General features: G+C 59.5%; 14 protein-coding genes. 9 read left to right on the forward strand and 5 right to left on the reverse strand.

Features of this window, described 5'->3' with window-relative positions; translation table 11 throughout:
- Nucleotides 1–271 precede the first annotated feature (271 nt).
- Nucleotides 272–1,045, forward strand: a complete 774-nt coding sequence (locus tag BZL43_RS03920) for an L-iditol 2-dehydrogenase (RefSeq protein WP_095631086.1) — start codon at nucleotides 272–274, stop codon at nucleotides 1,043–1,045.
- Nucleotides 1,046–1,131: 86 nt separating this feature from the next.
- On the opposite strand, the gene BZL43_RS03925 is transcribed toward BZL43_RS03920, so the two are convergent.
- The 3 genes from BZL43_RS03925 to nirB are packed head-to-tail and all read right to left on the reverse strand — an operon-like array spanning nucleotide 1,132 to nucleotide 4,551.
- The gene (locus tag BZL43_RS03925; protein WP_095631087.1) at nucleotides 1,132–1,572 is read right to left on the reverse strand and encodes a CBS domain-containing protein; all 441 of its coding nucleotides are present in this window, start codon (nucleotides 1,570–1,572) and stop codon (nucleotides 1,132–1,134) included.
- Between the two features lie 31 nt (nucleotides 1,573–1,603).
- Entirely contained in the window at nucleotides 1,604–1,990 is a 387-nt protein-coding gene (gene nirD, locus BZL43_RS03930) for a nitrite reductase small subunit NirD (protein ID WP_095631088.1), read from the reverse strand.
- Entirely contained in the window at nucleotides 1,990–4,551 is a 2,562-nt protein-coding gene (gene nirB / locus BZL43_RS03935; RefSeq protein ID WP_095631089.1) for a nitrite reductase large subunit NirB, read from the reverse strand. The genes nirD and nirB overlap by 1 nt, the downstream gene beginning before the upstream one ends.
- Before the next feature lie 779 nt (nucleotides 4,552–5,330).
- Between nirB and BZL43_RS03940 the strand changes: the two genes are divergently transcribed.
- The 4 genes from BZL43_RS03940 (at nucleotide 5,331) to BZL43_RS03955 (ending at nucleotide 8,648) form a co-directional block, all read left to right on the forward strand.
- Complete coding sequence (locus tag BZL43_RS03940) at nucleotides 5,331–5,936, forward strand: SCO family protein (RefSeq protein WP_095631090.1); 606 nt, start codon at nucleotides 5,331–5,333, stop codon at nucleotides 5,934–5,936.
- The gene (locus BZL43_RS03945) at nucleotides 5,936–6,409 is read left to right on the forward strand and encodes a copper chaperone PCu(A)C (protein ID WP_095631091.1); all 474 of its coding nucleotides are present in this window, start codon (nucleotides 5,936–5,938) and stop codon (nucleotides 6,407–6,409) included. The genes BZL43_RS03940 and BZL43_RS03945 overlap by 1 nt, the downstream gene beginning before the upstream one ends.
- A 184-nt stretch (nucleotides 6,410–6,593) precedes the next feature.
- Nucleotides 6,594–7,565, forward strand: a complete 972-nt coding sequence (locus BZL43_RS03950; protein ID WP_095631092.1) for a TerC family protein — start codon at nucleotides 6,594–6,596, stop codon at nucleotides 7,563–7,565.
- A gap of 156 nt (nucleotides 7,566–7,721) precedes the next feature.
- The gene (locus BZL43_RS03955) at nucleotides 7,722–8,648 is read left to right on the forward strand and encodes a bifunctional 5,10-methylenetetrahydrofolate dehydrogenase/5,10-methenyltetrahydrofolate cyclohydrolase (RefSeq protein ID WP_177409307.1); all 927 of its coding nucleotides are present in this window, start codon (nucleotides 7,722–7,724) and stop codon (nucleotides 8,646–8,648) included.
- Nucleotides 8,649–8,722: 74 nt separating this feature from the next.
- Here the strand turns inward: BZL43_RS03955 and BZL43_RS03960 are convergent, their stop codons facing one another.
- Nucleotides 8,723–9,241 (reverse strand): SgcJ/EcaC family oxidoreductase, encoded by a 519-nt coding sequence (locus BZL43_RS03960; RefSeq protein WP_095631094.1) that lies wholly within the window; start codon nucleotides 9,239–9,241, stop codon nucleotides 8,723–8,725.
- Nucleotides 9,242–9,412: 171 nt separating this feature from the next.
- Here BZL43_RS03960 and BZL43_RS03965 point away from each other — a divergent pair, with 171 nt between their 5' ends.
- Genes BZL43_RS03965 through BZL43_RS03980 form a run of 4 tightly spaced genes read left to right on the forward strand, consistent with a single transcriptional unit; the run spans nucleotide 9,413 to nucleotide 14,032 of the window.
- Nucleotides 9,413–10,597 (forward strand): sensor histidine kinase, encoded by a 1,185-nt coding sequence (locus BZL43_RS03965; RefSeq protein ID WP_095631095.1) that lies wholly within the window; start codon nucleotides 9,413–9,415, stop codon nucleotides 10,595–10,597.
- Complete coding sequence (locus BZL43_RS03970; protein WP_095631096.1) at nucleotides 10,594–11,247, forward strand: response regulator transcription factor; 654 nt, start codon at nucleotides 10,594–10,596, stop codon at nucleotides 11,245–11,247. Before BZL43_RS03965 ends, BZL43_RS03970 begins: the two co-directional genes overlap by 4 nt.
- A complete protein-coding gene (locus BZL43_RS03975) occupies nucleotides 11,244–13,571 on the forward strand; it encodes an ATP-binding protein (RefSeq protein ID WP_095631097.1) in 2,328 nt (775 codons plus the stop codon). Before BZL43_RS03970 ends, BZL43_RS03975 begins: the two co-directional genes overlap by 4 nt.
- The gene (locus BZL43_RS03980; RefSeq protein WP_007901111.1) at nucleotides 13,568–14,032 is read left to right on the forward strand and encodes a response regulator; all 465 of its coding nucleotides are present in this window, start codon (nucleotides 13,568–13,570) and stop codon (nucleotides 14,030–14,032) included. The genes BZL43_RS03975 and BZL43_RS03980 overlap by 4 nt, the downstream gene beginning before the upstream one ends.
- Here BZL43_RS03980 and BZL43_RS03985 read toward each other — a convergent pair.
- Complete coding sequence (locus BZL43_RS03985) at nucleotides 14,009–14,926, reverse strand: alpha/beta fold hydrolase (protein ID WP_095631098.1); 918 nt, start codon at nucleotides 14,924–14,926, stop codon at nucleotides 14,009–14,011. The two genes, BZL43_RS03980 and BZL43_RS03985, sit on opposite strands and share 24 nt — an antisense overlap.
- Nucleotides 14,927–15,160 lie beyond the last annotated feature (234 nt).

Here is a 15,160-nt window from a genome sequence, read left to right on the forward strand (position 1 = left end):
AAGCGCGTTTTTCTATCCGTCGGCCTGTCCTCTGCCCTCGCGCGCTGATTATTCAGAATAAGCAACATAACGATAAATCAAGACGCAGAACCAGTGGGAGAACCTGTAGGAGCGAGGCTTGCCCGCGAAGAATGCGCCGCGATTTTTCAGGTATTACGCGTCATCGTTCTTCGCGGGCAAGCCTCACTCCTACAGGGGGCTTCGCTGATTGACGAGCGCTTTTAGTGCCCTCAACGGGCATCTCTTTAGCTCTAACGATTGGATGGGAAAAATGAAACGTTTGGAAGGAAAAAGCGCCCTTATCACCGGTTCTGCCAGAGGCATCGGAAGAACGTTCGCGCAAGCCTATATCCGCGAAGGCGCTACGGTCGCGATCGCAGACATCAACCTGGAACGCGCGCAAGCCACTGCGGGCGAGCTGGGGCCGAATGCCTATGCGGTCGAGATGGACGTGACCGATCAGCAGTCAATCGACGGCGCTATCGCAGCGGTCATCGCCACCTCAGGCAAGCTCGATATCCTGATCAACAACGCGGCTATGTTTGATCTCGCACCGATTACGGAAATTTCTCGCGAGAGCTACGAACGGCTGTTTTCGATCAACGTGTCCGGCACTCTGTTCACCCTGCAGGCCGCGGCCAAACAGATGATCCGCCAGGGCCATGGCGGCAGAATCATCAATATGGCCAGTCAGGCCGGTCGACGCGGTGAAGCGCTTGTCGCGGTGTATTGCGCGACCAAAGCAGCAGTGATCAGCCTCACGCAATCGGCCGGTCTCAATCTCATCCCCCATAACATCAACGTGAATGCCATCGCACCGGGCGTGGTGGACGGTGAGCATTGGGATGGCGTCGATGCGCTGTTCGCCAAATATGAGAACCGGCCGCTTGGGGAAAAGAAAAGGCTGGCGGGTCAGGAAGTGCCCTACGGACGCATGGGCACGGCAGACGATCTTGTCGGCATGGCGATCTTCCTGGCATCAAACGAGAGTGAGTATGTCGTGGCGCAAACCTATAACGTCGATGGCGGCAACTGGATGAGCTGACGAGTATTGAACCCGAATTAAAGCCCGTACCGAACAGGCCATGTCTACTGCACCGTAGCCATGGCCTGCTCGTTCCCGTCCGGCCCTCAATGCCCGCGAATGTAGTGCTCCAGTTGCCGAATCAAGTCGGCCTGCTCGACGATGGCTTCCTTGACCAGATCACCGATCGACAGCAGCCCGATCAGTTCACCGCTCTCCAGCACTGGCAGATGGCGCAAATGACTGTCGGTCATGACCGCCATGCAGCGCTCGATGCTCTGCTGACTGTCGGCGGTCACCACCGGTGCGCTCATGATCTCGCGCACCGGTGTACCGACCGAAGAACGGCCCTGTAGAACCACTTTGCGTGCATAGTCGCGCTCGCTGATGACGCCGACCACCTGCCCGCCTTCGATGACGGGTAACGCGCCTACGTTTTTTTCGGCCATCATTTTCAGGGCGTCGAGGACCATCTGGTCCGGCGCAATGCTGTGCACCTGCTGGTTTTGCACGACTTTCAGTTTGAGCAACTGTGCGGCTGTCTTCATCAACGTTCTCCGATACGGTTCAGGGCGGCAGTCAAGCCGCCGCGACTTCCACGACGCCGGCGTTCAGGCGCACCGGCCACACCCGCAAGCGCTGCTCCGGGTATTCCAGGCAACTGCCGTCCTCGAGACGGAAATGCTGCTTGTAGATAGGCGACGCCACCACCAGATCACCCTTGAGGCTGCCGATCAGTCCGCGGCCGATGACGTTCGCGCCGGATTGCGGATCATGGTTGTCGATGGCGTAGAGGGTGCGGCCCTCGGCCTGTGGCAGGTAAAACAGCGCCACCTGCGCGCCGTCGAGCCAGACGACAACGCCGGAGTTGCTGACCAGATCCTGCTGGCTGCACACCGCCTGCCACGCCTGAGCATTGGCCGCGGTTGCAGGGACTTCGACACGCTGGGTATTGGACTGACTCATCAGGCATTCTCCTCGGTGACAGGGATAAGGTTGAGTTCGGCGGCCATGATCGGCCGGCGTTGACCGCGTTCCTGAACAAAATGGATGTCCGGGTCCGGGCGCTGATCGTTGACGAAGGTGCGGAAGCGCTTGAGTTTTTCAGGGTCTTTGAGGGCGTTGGCCCATTCGCATTCGTAGCGGTTGACCACCAGTTGCATCTGCGATTCGAGCTCCGCGCCGAGGCCCAGGCTGTCGTTGATGATGACGTCCTTGAGGTAATCGAGGCCTCCTTCCAGGCTTTCGCGCCAGACCGAGGTGCGCTGCAACTTGTCGGCGGTGCGGATGTAGAACATCAGGAAGCGGTCGATGTAACGGATCAGCGTTTCGTCGTCCAGGTCAGTGGCGAACAGCTCGGCATGACGCGGACGCATACCGCCGTTACCGGCCACGTAGAGGTTCCAGCCGTTCTCGGTGGCGATCACGCCTACGTCCTTGCTTTGCGCCTCGGCACATTCTCGGGTGCAACCGGAGACGGCGAACTTGAGCTTGTGCGGTGAGCGCAGGCCTTTGTAGCGATCCTCGAGGGTCAAGGCCATTTTCACGCTGTCCTGCACGCCGTAGCGGCACCAGGTGCTGCCCACGCAAGACTTCACCGTGCGGGTCGATTTGCCGTAGGCATGCCCGGTTTCGAAACCGGCCTCAATCAGCTCGGACCAGATGTCCGGCAACTGATGCAACTGTGCGCCGAACAAGTCGATCCGCTGGCCGCCGGTGATTTTGGTGTAGAGGTCGTATTTCTTCGCCACCACGCCAATCGCAATCAGCTTGTCGGCGGTGATCTCGCCCCCGGCGATACGCGGTACCACCGAATAGGTGCCGTTTTTCTGCATGTTGGCCATGAAAGTGTCGTTGGTGTCCTGCAACGGCACCAACGAGGCATCCATGATCGGTTGGTTCCAGCACGAGGCGAGGATCGAACCCACCGCCGGTTTGCACACGTCGCACCCGGTATGACCGCGACCGTGCTTGGCCAGCAGTTCTTCGAAAGTGATCACCCCTTCTACCCGCACCAGCGCATAAAGCTCCTGCCGGGTGTAGGCGAAGTGTTCACACAGGCTCTTGTCGACACTGACACCACGGGCAATCAGCTCATGTTCGAACACTTGCTTGAGCAGCCCCGCGCAACCCCCGCAACCGGTGCACGCCTTGGTCTGGGATTTGAGCAGGCCCAGGTCGGTGCAGCCGCCGTCGATGGCTGAGCAGATCGAGCCCTTGGTAACGTTATGGCACGAACACACCGTCGCGGCCTCAGGCAGCGCGCCCGGGCCCAGGGTTGGCGCGCCGGTCGACGATGGCAGAATCAGGCTGGCCGGTTCCGACGGCAAGGCAATGCCGTTCTGCATGTATTGCAGCAACGTGTCGTAATAGCTGTTGTCGCCGACCAGCACTGCGCCGAGCACGCGCTTGCTGTCAGCATCCACCACCAGACGACGGTAGCTGGCCGTCGCTTCATCGATGAACTGGTAGCTGCGCGCACCCGGGGTCTGGGCATGGGCATCGCCGATGGAGCCGACGTCAACGCCGAGCAGCTTGAGCTTGGTCGACATGTCGGCGCCCTGGAACGGCTCCGCCACTTGATTGCACAGCAGCGTCGCGACGCCACGGGCCATCTGATAACCAGGGGCGACCAGACCAAAGAGGCTGCCATTCCAGGCCGCACATTCGCCAATCGCATAGATATTCGGATCGCTGGTCAGGCATTGATCATCAATCACCACGCCGCCCCGTGGCCCGATGTCCAGCGCGCATTGGCGGGCCAGCGCATCTTGCGCACGGATCCCGGCGGAGAACACGATCAGGTCGGCTTCGAGGAATTCGTCATTGGCAAAATTCATCCGGTAACGGTACTGCTCGCCGGCAGTGATCGATTGCGTGCCCCGGGACAGATGCACACTCACGCCGAGCCGTTCGATTTGCGCCTTAAGCGCCAGGCCACCCTGCTCGTCCAGCTGCACCGGCATCAGGCGCGGGGCGAATTCCACCACATGCGCTTCCAGGCCAAGGCTTTTCAGAGCGTTGGCGGCTTCCAGACCGAGCAAACCACCACCCACCACTACGCCACGCCGGGCATTGGCCGCCGCGGCACGAATCGCGTCGAGGTCTTCAAGGGTGCGATAAACCAGGCGTGAGTCGCCTTCTGCACCTTCAATAGGCGGAACGAAAGGATAAGAGCCGGTGGCCAAAACCAGTTTGTCGTACGCGACGCAACCTTGTGCGGTAATCACTTGACGGCGGTCACGGTCGATTTCCAGCACCGGCACGCCCAGGTGCAGCGTGACGCCCGGCGTCTGGTACAAAGAAGCTTCACCCAAGGCCAGCGACTCGGCATCGCGACCGCCGAAATACTCGGACAGATGCACCCGGTCATAGGCACGCATCGGCTCTTCGCTGAACACATGCAGCCGGTAATGGTCGAGGGCGCCGCGCTCGATGAGCTGTTCGACACAATGATGTCCGACCATGCCATTGCCGATCACGATCAGCGTTTGCAGTTTATTCAATGCGGCAACATTGGAATTCATAGTAAGCACCCAGCCAAAGCCAATCACGGTTAAAAAAGCAAAAAAAAACGCCTGAAACCTCTCGGTTCCAGGCGTCTTTGCCTGTTCTTCGCGGTGTTCGACCTGGCGCCTTCGCCGGATCCACCGATGTTGCCCACGACCTGCTCGGCCGGTCGATCTTCGTTGATCGACGGGGCTGCCCATCTGTTATCGATGGACCTGAGGGGAACAATGCAGCCTTTGTGCCAGTCTGCAGTTTATGATTTCCTCAGTGTTGGAACATCGACCATCTGAACGATGGAAGAATGCGATGAAGACCGCGATCCAGGCGGGTCTCATCAGGCGAGAGTCAACTTTGCAGGTCTGCGCGAGCGGCTAGGCAAATGGTGGAATTGGAGGAAGGAATAGCTCAGCAAACCGCTTCGCACTGGTGCACGTTGTCAGGCCTGCTCTTTAAAAGTGCATTCAGCTACGTTCTATTTGGGTTTGAGCAATGCCAGTGAGTTAAGCGCGTGTTTAAAAGCCACCCAATCCCTAATGCGATTTGTAGCAGCTATCGAGCCTGCGAGGCTGCTGCTACGAAGAGCGCGTCGCGGCTTAACTTACCGGTATCTGCAATGTGTCCGTGCATGGGGCATTTGAATTTTCATGTATCCCGAGGCCGCGACCTTTTGGCGCATGACCGGCGGGCCATCGATTGAGCGCCATAGCGCAACAGTTTGTTAACATCCGTGCGCTTTTTTTCGTCTGATTGATCAGCCACTGTAGATTCCCGGTCGCTACACAGGATGCTTTTTTCCATGAGTACGTTGTATACCCGTCGTGCGGTCCTGCAAGGCATGAGCCTGTTGAGCCTTGGCCTGCTCGCCGGCTGCGATGACAGCAGCAAGCTGTCGTTCAAGTACGGCAAGGACCTCAGCGACAAGATCATGGGGCGTACCTTCAAACTCAAGGACGCCCAAGGCGAAACCCGGATGCTGGGCAGCTACCGGGGCCTGATGCCGATGGTTTTTTTCGGTTTCACCCAATGTCCGGCGGTCTGCCCGACGACGCTGGCCCGTGCGGCACAGGCGAAAAAACTGATGGGCCGCGATGGCGAACGCCTGCAAGTGATCTTCATCACCCTGGACCCCGAACGCGATACGCCGCAAATGCTCGACGCCTACGTCAAAGCCTTCGATCCAAGTTTCGAGGCGCTGTACGGCACGCTGGAAGAAACCGCCGCCACCGCCAAGGAGTTCGGTGTGTTCTTTGAAAAAATCCCGAGCGGCTCGACCTATACCCTCTCCCACACCGCGACCAGCTTCGTTTTCGACTCCCGAGGCACTTTGCGCCTGGGGCTGTCCGCGTCCCTTACCGCTCAAGAGTGTGCAGAAGACCTGCTCACCGTCATGGAGGTCTGCTGATGACTTCAATCTACGCACCACGTATTAAACAGCTGACCCTGGGCCTTTTCCTGATCGGCATGGCCTGGCAGGTGTGCGCCCAAACCGAGGTGAACGATGCTTGGGTCCGCGCGACGGTGGCCGGCCAGCATTCGACCGGCGCCTTCATGACCCTGCAGGCCGACAGCGACAGCAAACTGCTCAGCGTGCAGTCGCCGGTCGCAAACACCGTGCAAATTCACCAATCCAGCATGAAAGACGATGTGATGAGCATGAGCCAGGTCGAGTCCGTCGCGCTGCCGGCCGGCAAACCGGTGAGCTTTGATCCCCATGGCTACCACATCATGCTGATGGACCTGACGACTCAGGTTAAGGAAGGCGATAAAGTGCCCCTGACCCTGACCGTGGAAAACGCCAAGGGCGAAAAAGAGACGATCAAGGTTGACGCCCAAACTCGGGCGCTCGGCATGCAGGATCACAGCAAAATGCATTGAGAGGCTCAATCCTGGCCCGTCTGAACGCCACTGTTGCGGTGGTGTTCGGCTCGCGTTGAGAATTATCAGCGACACTTCGTCAATAACGAATTATTGGTAAAGAATATTCGATTTTTCTTCGCTGCAACCTCCCCGCTAGCATGATTCCGTCGACTCCAGAATAAGTCCAGACAAGGAGAACGACATGCAACCCTTGAACATTGGTGAACTCTGGATGTGGGTCGCCTTCATTGTCTTTGTCGTCGCCATGCTGGCGGTGGATCTGTTTGTCTTTGGCGGGCGCAAAGCGCATCGGGTATCGGTGCGCGAGGCGTCGTGCTGGGTGATTGCGTGGTGTGCACTAACGCTGACCTTCGCCGGATTGCTCTGGTGGTACTTGCATGGCGAGTTCGGGCCTGAGATTGCGCGACGCAAAACACTGGAATTCTTCACGGGCTATTTGATCGAACAGTCGCTATCGATCGACAACATGTTTGTCTTCGTGATGATTTTCAGCTACTTCGCCGTACCTGCGGAGTTACAGCGTCGAGTGTTGCTGTACGGTGTGCTCGGGGCCATCGTGATGCGTGGGATGATGATTCTCGCGGGTGTGTGGCTGGTGTCGCAATTTGCGTGGTTGTTATATGCGTTCGGGGTGTTCCTGATCATCACCGGAATCAAGATGCTGGCATTCGCCCATCAGCGGCCTGATCTCGATAAAAATCCCTTATTGCGTTGGATGCACGGCCGTCTGCGCGTCACCGACGAGTTTCATGGCGATCACTTCTTTGTGATGAAAGAGGGTCGGCACTGGGCGACGCCAATGTTTCTGGTACTGGTGCTGATCGAGGCCAGCGATCTGATGTTTGCAGTCGACAGCATCCCGGCAATCTTCGCCATTACCACCGACCCGTTCATTGTGTTCACCTCGAACATCTTCGCGATCATGGGCCTGCGTGCCCTGTACTTTTTGCTGGCCGACATGGCTGACCGTTTCCATCTGCTCAAATACGGTTTGGCGATCGTACTGGTGTTTATCGGCGCCAAAATGACGCTGATACCGTGGCTTCATATGCCAATCGAATGGTCGCTGGCCGTTGTCGGCGGGATCATTCTGACTTCGGTGCTGTTGAGTTTGATCTTGACCCGCAAGGAGGATCAAATACGCTCCTTATAGGCGCTGCCTGTCTTATCTTCCGGTGTTGCGGTGGCATTCGCCTGCCCTCAACTGGTAGCCTGAACCCCCTTGCCTGCATGTCTCTGATGAATCATCGTCGCGCAAAGACGCCGCGATGATCACTGCCCCCTTTTAAATCAGACAACGGTGACTCTTTTGACCAGCAGCACCCCCGCATTTGCCCGCGATATCGACGGCAAAGCCATTTCTGCCCAGGTTCTCGATGAAGTCCGGGAAGAGGTTCTGGCCCTCGCCGGCCAGCAAATCTATCCAGCTCTTGCCGTCCTGTTGGTTGGTGACGACCCGGCCAGCCACGTTTATGTGCGCAACAAACTGCTGCGCGCCAAGGAAGTCGGTATCCGCTCCCTTGAATACCGCCTGCCGGAAACCGCCAGCCAGACCCAGGTTCTGGAACTGATTGCACAACTCAACGCCGATCCCACGGTGACCGGCATCCTGGTGCAATTGCCCTTGCCGGCCTCGATCGATGAGCAGGCGGTGATTCATGCCATCGACCCGATCAAGGACGTGGACGGTTTTCATCGGGAAAACGTCGGTGGGCTGGTGCAAGGCATGGAGGTCCTGACCCCGTGCACGCCCAGTGGCTGCATGCGCTTGCTGCACGAGACCTGTGGCGATGACTTGAGCGGCTTGCACGCGGTGGTTATCGGCCGTTCGAACATTGTCGGCAAACCGATGGCGACCTTGTTGTTGCAGGCCAACTGCTCGGTCAGCGTGGTGCATTCGCGTAGCGTCGACGCCCCGGCGTTGTGCCGGTTGGCAGATATCGTGGTTGCCGCGGTGGGCCGGCCAGAATTGATCGACGCCAGTTGGCTCAAACCCGGTGCGGTGGTGATCGATGTTGGTATCAACCGTATCGCAAGCGAATCCGGCGATCGTCTGGTGGGCGATGTCGACTATGCCAGCGCCCGCACCGTCGCCCGGGCGATCACCCCGGTGCCGGGTGGCGTCGGGCCAATGACCATTGCCTATCTGCTGAAAAACACCTTGATCGCCTGCCAGTTGCAGCTCGCTGCCCAAGCCCGGGGGCAGCAACCTGCGGACGACTTGGCGTTGAACTGAGCACAACGCACGGAAAGACCTGTGGGAGCCCCCTCGCCACACAAGCCCGCTCCCACAGGGATTGTGCTTGGCCGTTACTTCCCGGCGTGCAGCACCTGCGTTTGCGGCATCGCCGAAGAGTGGTGGTTGAGAATCTTCCACTGCCCGCCAACCTGCTCATAGACGAAGGTGTAGCGCGCCTGCACCTGACGGGTCTTGCCATCGGCCTCGGTCAGGAAAAAGGTGTAGACGCCGCTGTCCATCGCCACATTGGCGCCCAATGGACGGATCTCACGGAAGTTGATCTGGCCTACCGGCTTGAGCGCCATGAAGTGATCGAAGTAGTCCTTGATCTGCGCCGGCGTGGTGCGCACCTGATTGGAAACCGTCGGCTGCAGTACGGCGTTCGGCGCGTACAGGTCGACCACGCTCTGCACATTGCCGCTCTTCAACGCGCTATTCCATTGATCAAACAGCGCGGCGATTTCACGATCCTTCGCGTTGACCGGTTGTTCGGCCACGCTGCTGTAGACGTAAGGCACTGCCTCCAATGCCTGGGCCAACGGCGCGGTCAGGGCGAACAACAGGGCGATGGTTGAGGTCTTGAATTTCATTGCGCTATTCCAAGGGGTGGTCGATGGCCACACTGTGCCGCTCGACACAACGACTGCCATCGGCCAACCGGAGTCATTTGCCTATGCCATTCGGCAGATAGCGCGCGGCCCCGTCAACAAGGTTTAATGACGCCCCAGCCCGAACGGGCGCGCCTGCGCTGGAAGATGTCCATGCAAAATCCTGATCATGACCCCGGTAGCGCCCTGGCCATTCGCACTCAGTATCGGCAAGCGCAAAGTCGCGCCGCGCGCCTGCGGTTGTTGGTGGATACCGGCCAGGAACTGACGCAACTGGCCCCCGATGCCATGCGTCAACGGGTGCTGCAACGGGCCTGTGCCTTCCTGGCGATGGACCACGCGTTACTGCTGGAATGGGACGTGGAGGCACAGGTCAAAACCACCGCCAGTCACGGTAGCCGAGAGCGTCTACACAGCCTCGAGCGCCTCGCCGATACCGCGATGTGCGCCCCGCAATGGCAGGAGCAACCAAACGCGGTCCTGCCCAATGTGTTGCGGGTGCCTTTGCGCAGTGGCGATGGCATGGCCTTCGGTGCATTGGTGCTGGCCAACAGTGTCAGCATCAGTGCACCGGACACCGAGGACATCGAGTCCTTGCAATTGCTCGCCACCCTGCTGGCCGCGCACCTGGAAAACCAGCGCTTGCTGGATGCTCTGGTCGCGCGTGAGCGCACCATGTCCGATCTGGTGCATCGGCTGTTCAGGGCGCAGGAAGACGAACGCAAACGCATGGCTTACGACCTGCATGACGGCCTGGCGCAAACCCTCGCCGGGCTGCATCAGCGCCTGCAAGGTTTTGCCGGCCGCTGCCCGCCACTGCCCGATGGACTCGACGCAGACTTACAGACCATTCTGGCACTGGCCCAGCATTGCGTGGGTGAAGGCCGGCAATTGATCAGCGGCCTGCGCCCGACGGTACTCGATGACTTTGGCTTGCTGAAGGCGGTGGACAAAGAAGCGGATCGCCTGCGCGACGCCGGGATCAAAGTGAACTGGAATGGGCGTTGCGAAGCGCGTTTGCCCAGCCAGGTGGAAATCGCCCTGTTCCGGATTGCCCAGGAAGGCATCAACAATATTCTCAAACATGCGCAGGCCAGCCACGTTGTCCTCGCGCTGGAACTGCACGAAGGCCTGGCCTCGCTACGGCTGGACGACAACGGCAAAGGTTTTGCCATGGAGCAACGTCTGGACACCTGCGGCGCCCGGCATCTGGGGCTTGCGGCGATGCAGGAGCGCGCAAACCTGATGGGCGGCGATTTCACTTGCCTCAGCCATGCGCATGGCGGGACGCAACTGCGCGCCACCGTCCCCTGCGACCTCAATGGAACAGCTCAATGACTGAAGTTTTACGCCTGGTTCTGGCGGACGATCATGAGGTCACCCGAACCGGTTTCGTCGCGCTGCTGGCGGGCCATCCGCAATTCGAAGTGGTCGGCCAGGCCCGCGATGGCCAGGAAGCGGTGGACGCGTGCGAACGCCTGTTGCCCGACATCGTCATCCTCGACATTCGCATGCCCGTGCTCAATGGGTTGGGCGCGGCGCGAATTCTTCAGCAGCGCCTGCCGGCCCTCAAAGTGGTGATCTTCACCATGGACGACAGCCCGGATCACCTGGAAGCGGCGATGAACGCCGGTGCCGTGGGTTACCTGCTCAAAGACGCCAGCCGTGATGAAGTGATCGACGCCCTGCAACGCGTCGCCGCGGGCGAGGAAGCCCTCAATAGCGCCGTCAGTGCCCGCCTGCTGCGGCGCATGACCGAACGCAACACCAGTGGCGCCGCGCCTGCCGAAACCTTGACCGTCCGTGAACGCCAGGTCCTCGGGCTGGTAGCCAGCGGCTTCAGCAATCGTGAGATCGGCGAAGAACTTGGCATCACCACCGGAACGGCCAAAGCCCACGTGGAACGGGTCATCGGCAAACTGGGCGCCGCCGACCGAACCCAGGCGGCCGTTCGAGGCATGGCCTTGGGGCTGGTGACTCAGTCATGAAAGTTTCAAACGCTCGACGCTGGGCCGATCTGCCATTACGCGGCAAAGCCCTCGTGGTGATTTCCCTGCCGTTGGTAATCCTGTTGCTCTCGCTGGTGCTGATCTACATCACCGAACGCCAGACCGCACGCGCGGAAGAAGATGTACGCCGGGTGCTGCTGGTGCAAGGCGACATTCAGGCCGTGCACACCCTGCTCGCCGAGGCCGCCGCCAGCGTGCGCGGTTATCTGCTGACCCGTCGCGAGGATTTTCTGCCGGGTTATCGACAAGCCAAGCCCTTGATCGAATCGGCCCTGCACCGACTCGACAGCAATGTTCGCGATGAGCGGGTGCGCAAACATCTGGCGGTCATCACGCCACTGATCGAAACCAAGGTCGAGGGCCTGGTTGAACTGCTCGACGATCGCAGCGCCACACCCGAGTCGATCACCACCATCCTGATCAACAACAAGCACATCCTCGACGAACTGCGCGAACGCATCAGCGCCATGCGCACCCTCGAGGATACGTTGCTGGCCGAGCGCACCGCGGCCGCGGCATCCACGCGACAGCGATTGCTGTTCTCCACCCTGCTGGCCGCCGCCTGCGGATTGTTTGGCGCCATCGTGGCGGTACTGTTTCTGTCCAAAGGCATCGTCGCCCGGGTCAAACAGGTCCAGGGCAACGCACAACGGCTGGCACTCGGTCAGCCGTTACTGCCACAACCGCCGGAGAATGACGAGATTGGTCAATTGGGTACGCGCCTGGTTGAAGCCGGGCTATTGCTGGCCGAACGTGAGCGGGCATTGCGCGACAACGAAGAGCGCCTGCGGCTGATCATCGACGGTGTTAAGGACTACGGTATTTTCGCCCTCGACACACAGGGCTTCGTCACCAGCTGGAATGCGGGCGCCGAACGGATCAAGGGCTACACCGAACAGGAAATCGTCGGGCAGCATTTTTCGGTGTTTTATCTGTCGCAAGAATGCCCGCAACATCCCGCCATGGCGCTGCGTGAGGCCACTCGCGACGGTCATTACATGGAAGAGGCCTGGCGTTGCCGCAAGGATGGCAGCCGCTTCTGGGCCAGCGTGGTGATTACCGCGCAATACGACAGCAGTGGCGCCCTGCGCGGATTCTCCAAGATCACCCGCGACATCACCGATCGCCGCGTGGCGGAAATAGCACTGAGCACCGCACGGGAAGAAGCCGAACGCGCCAGCCGCGCCAAAAGCGAATTCCTGTCGCGCATGAGCCACGAACTGCGCACCCCGCTCAACTCCATTCTCGGCTTCGCACAACTGTTGGACATGGACTCATCCAAAGGGCAGCGGGCACAGATTGGTCATATCTTGCGGGCCGGACAACACCTGCTGACCTTGATCAACGAAGTGCTGGACATCGCCAAGATCGAAGCCGGGCGCCTGCCGCTCAATGTTGAAGCGGTGCCTTTGGCGGCGGTGCTGCAAGAAGCCCTGACGCTGGTTTCCCCTATGGCCTGCGACGCCGGTATTCAGCTGGTTGAGCTGCCGATGCTGGCCGCCGACAGCGGAATCGTCGCCGATCGGCAACGCCTGGTTCAGGTGCTGCTCAACCTGTTGTCCAACGCGATCAAATATAACCGGCCCCAAGGCAAGGTGCACATCGAAGTCAGGGTTATTCAACAGCGAATTGCCGTGTCGGTCTGCGATACCGGCAAGGGCATTGCGGCGGATCGACTGGAGCAACTGTTCAAACCGTTCGAGCGCCTGGAAACCGATCCGAACGTGGAAGGCACCGGCCTGGGCCTGGCGTTGAGCAAAAGCCTGCTGGAAATGATGAACGGCAGCCTGACGGTCGAAAGCCAGCCCGGCGAAGGCGCCAGTTTCACCCTGGAACTGCCCTTCGTGCGCCTGCAGCCCATCACCGAGCCACCGATTGCACGAATCAGCCACCCAACGGTCACGGCCACCCTCACCGCTCCCGATTACCAGGGCAAAGTCCTGTGCATCGAAGACAATCTTTCCAGCCTTGCCCTGATCGAAACCCTGCTGCAACGACGGCCGCACATCCAGTTGCTTTCAAGCATGCAAGGGCAAATGGGTCTGGACCTGGCCCGTCAACATGCGCCGCAGCTGATTTTGCTCGACGTGGCACTGCCGGATCTGGATGGTTTCAATGTGCTGCAACGCTTGCGCCAATCGTCCGTCACCCGTGCCATTCCCGTGCTGATGATTACCGCCGATGCCAGCGACCTCACACATCTGGCTTTGCTGGAGGCAGGCGCGACGGCGGTGCTGACCAAGCCGATTCACATCCCTTCCTTTCTTGCCCATCTTGACCAGCATCTACCGGAGCCTGTGTGAACACCGACCTGCGCATTCTGATCATCGACGACCAGCGGCCCAACCTCGATTTGATGGAGCAGTTGCTTGTCCGCGAAGGGCTGACCAATGTACTGAGCAGCACCCAGCCGCTGCGAACCCTGGATCTGTTCAACAGCTTCGAGCCTGATCTGGTCATCCTCGACTTGCACATGCCGGAGTTCGACGGGTTTGCCGTACTGGAGCAACTCAACCGGCGCATACCGACCGGCGAATACCTGCCAATCCTCGTGCTCACCGCCGACGCCACCCGCGATACCCGCCTGCGCGCGCTGGCTCTGGGCGCCAAAGACTTCATCAGCAAGCCACTGGACGCCCTGGAGACCATGCTGCGCGTCTGGAACCTGCTCGAGACCCGCGCGCTGTATAAAGCCTTGCGTACCTTGGTCCCGGCGGATCAGATCGAGTTGCTGCGTCAGTTAAAGCCGCACCCAGTTAGCTGATTGAAGGGGCGGAATCACTGACGCTTTGCTATTGAACGTCAGGTCACGGGGCTGGCTCGGTATTTTGGCGACCGGCTGCAGAAAGCCCAGCAAGGCCTGCTGGGTGTCAGTCCAGGCCGTCGGGTGTTCCATATCGAGGAAGTGCCCGGCGTTCTTGATGGTCTGAAATTGCGCCTGAGGGCTATGCGCCGCAAAAAGACGGGCGTCTTCCACCGAGGTGTACTCATCCCGTTCGCCGTTGATAAACAGCAGCGGAACTTCGATGGCATCGGCACAGGAAACGTAGCAATGAGTGTCCTGAGTCAGCACCTCGTTGACGTGAAAATGCATCTGCCGGTATTCGTGTTCGTCCAGGCTGCTGACATGGCGTTCGTTGAAACGCTTGAACAGCGACGGCAGGTGCTTGCCGATCGTGCCGTTGATCAAGCGTGCAACATTGCGCCGATCACAGGCCTGCAGGAAGTGCCGGCCGCTCTCCAGATAGTCGCGCATCGGCGTATTGATTCGTGCTGCGAATGAACTGACCACCGCTTTTTCGATTCGCCGTGGGTGCTGGGCCAGCGCCAGCAAAGTCGCCGCGCCGCCCCAGGAAAAGGACAGCACATGCTGGGCCCGAAAGTGCTCGATCAACTCCAGCAATATTTCGGCTTCATCTTCCTTGCGGATCGGCCGGTCATGCTGGTTGTGTTGTTTCGATTGACCGGCGTAGGGCTGATCGTAGAGGACTACGTTGAAACGTGGCCGCAGGTAGCGCACGGTCTGGGCAAAAGAGGCGGTCGTTGCCAGCGAGCCGTTGACCAGAATAATGGTCTTGTCGGCGGTGGCGTTGAGGTAATGCTCGGTATAAACCTTGTACTTCTTACCAATCTGGACAATCGCGGTTTTCAACGTCATTTCATTCTATTCCTTGAACAAATTGGGTCAGACACACGGTTTGATCGACCATCCGGCTTCCTCCGGGCAAGCCTGACAGCACAAACCTGCGCTAACGGTACAAGGGCGCTTGGATGAACGCCATGACCAATAAGTCACAAACCGACCAATGGTTCATTCTAGAGGCGTTTCTTCCCTTTGCAGCACACAAATTCGAGAGTGACCGCCCTGACGCACTGCTCGCCATCCGCCTAT

The organism is Pseudomonas sp. PICF141 (assembly GCF_002286815.1).
In the GTDB taxonomy this organism is placed as follows: domain Bacteria; phylum Pseudomonadota; class Gammaproteobacteria; order Pseudomonadales; family Pseudomonadaceae; genus Aquipseudomonas.

Bases quoted from the DNA above. Each gene is read 5' to 3' on its own strand.
- BZL43_RS03920 (WP_095631086.1), top strand. From the start codon at position 272: ATGAAACGTTTGGAAGGAAAAAGCGCCCTTATCACCGGTTCTGCCAGA.
- BZL43_RS03925 (WP_095631087.1), bottom strand. From the start codon at position 1,572: ATGAAGACAGCCGCACAGTTGCTCAAACTGAAAGTCGTGCAAAACCAG.
- nirD (WP_095631088.1), bottom strand. From the start codon at position 1,990: ATGAGTCAGTCCAATACCCAGCGTGTCGAAGTCCCTGCAACCGCGGCC.
- nirB (WP_095631089.1), bottom strand. From the start codon at position 4,551: ATGAATTCCAATGTTGCCGCATTGAATAAACTGCAAACGCTGATCGTG.
- BZL43_RS03940 (WP_095631090.1), top strand. From the start codon at position 5,331: ATGAGTACGTTGTATACCCGTCGTGCGGTCCTGCAAGGCATGAGCCTG.
- BZL43_RS03945 (WP_095631091.1), top strand. From the start codon at position 5,936: ATGACTTCAATCTACGCACCACGTATTAAACAGCTGACCCTGGGCCTT.
- BZL43_RS03950 (WP_095631092.1), top strand. From the start codon at position 6,594: ATGCAACCCTTGAACATTGGTGAACTCTGGATGTGGGTCGCCTTCATT.
- BZL43_RS03960 (WP_095631094.1), bottom strand. From the start codon at position 9,241: ATGAAATTCAAGACCTCAACCATCGCCCTGTTGTTCGCCCTGACCGCG.
- BZL43_RS03965 (WP_095631095.1), top strand. From the start codon at position 9,413: ATGCAAAATCCTGATCATGACCCCGGTAGCGCCCTGGCCATTCGCACT.
- BZL43_RS03970 (WP_095631096.1), top strand. From the start codon at position 10,594: ATGACTGAAGTTTTACGCCTGGTTCTGGCGGACGATCATGAGGTCACC.
- BZL43_RS03975 (WP_095631097.1), top strand. From the start codon at position 11,244: ATGAAAGTTTCAAACGCTCGACGCTGGGCCGATCTGCCATTACGCGGC.
- BZL43_RS03985 (WP_095631098.1), bottom strand. From the start codon at position 14,926: ATGACGTTGAAAACCGCGATTGTCCAGATTGGTAAGAAGTACAAGGTT.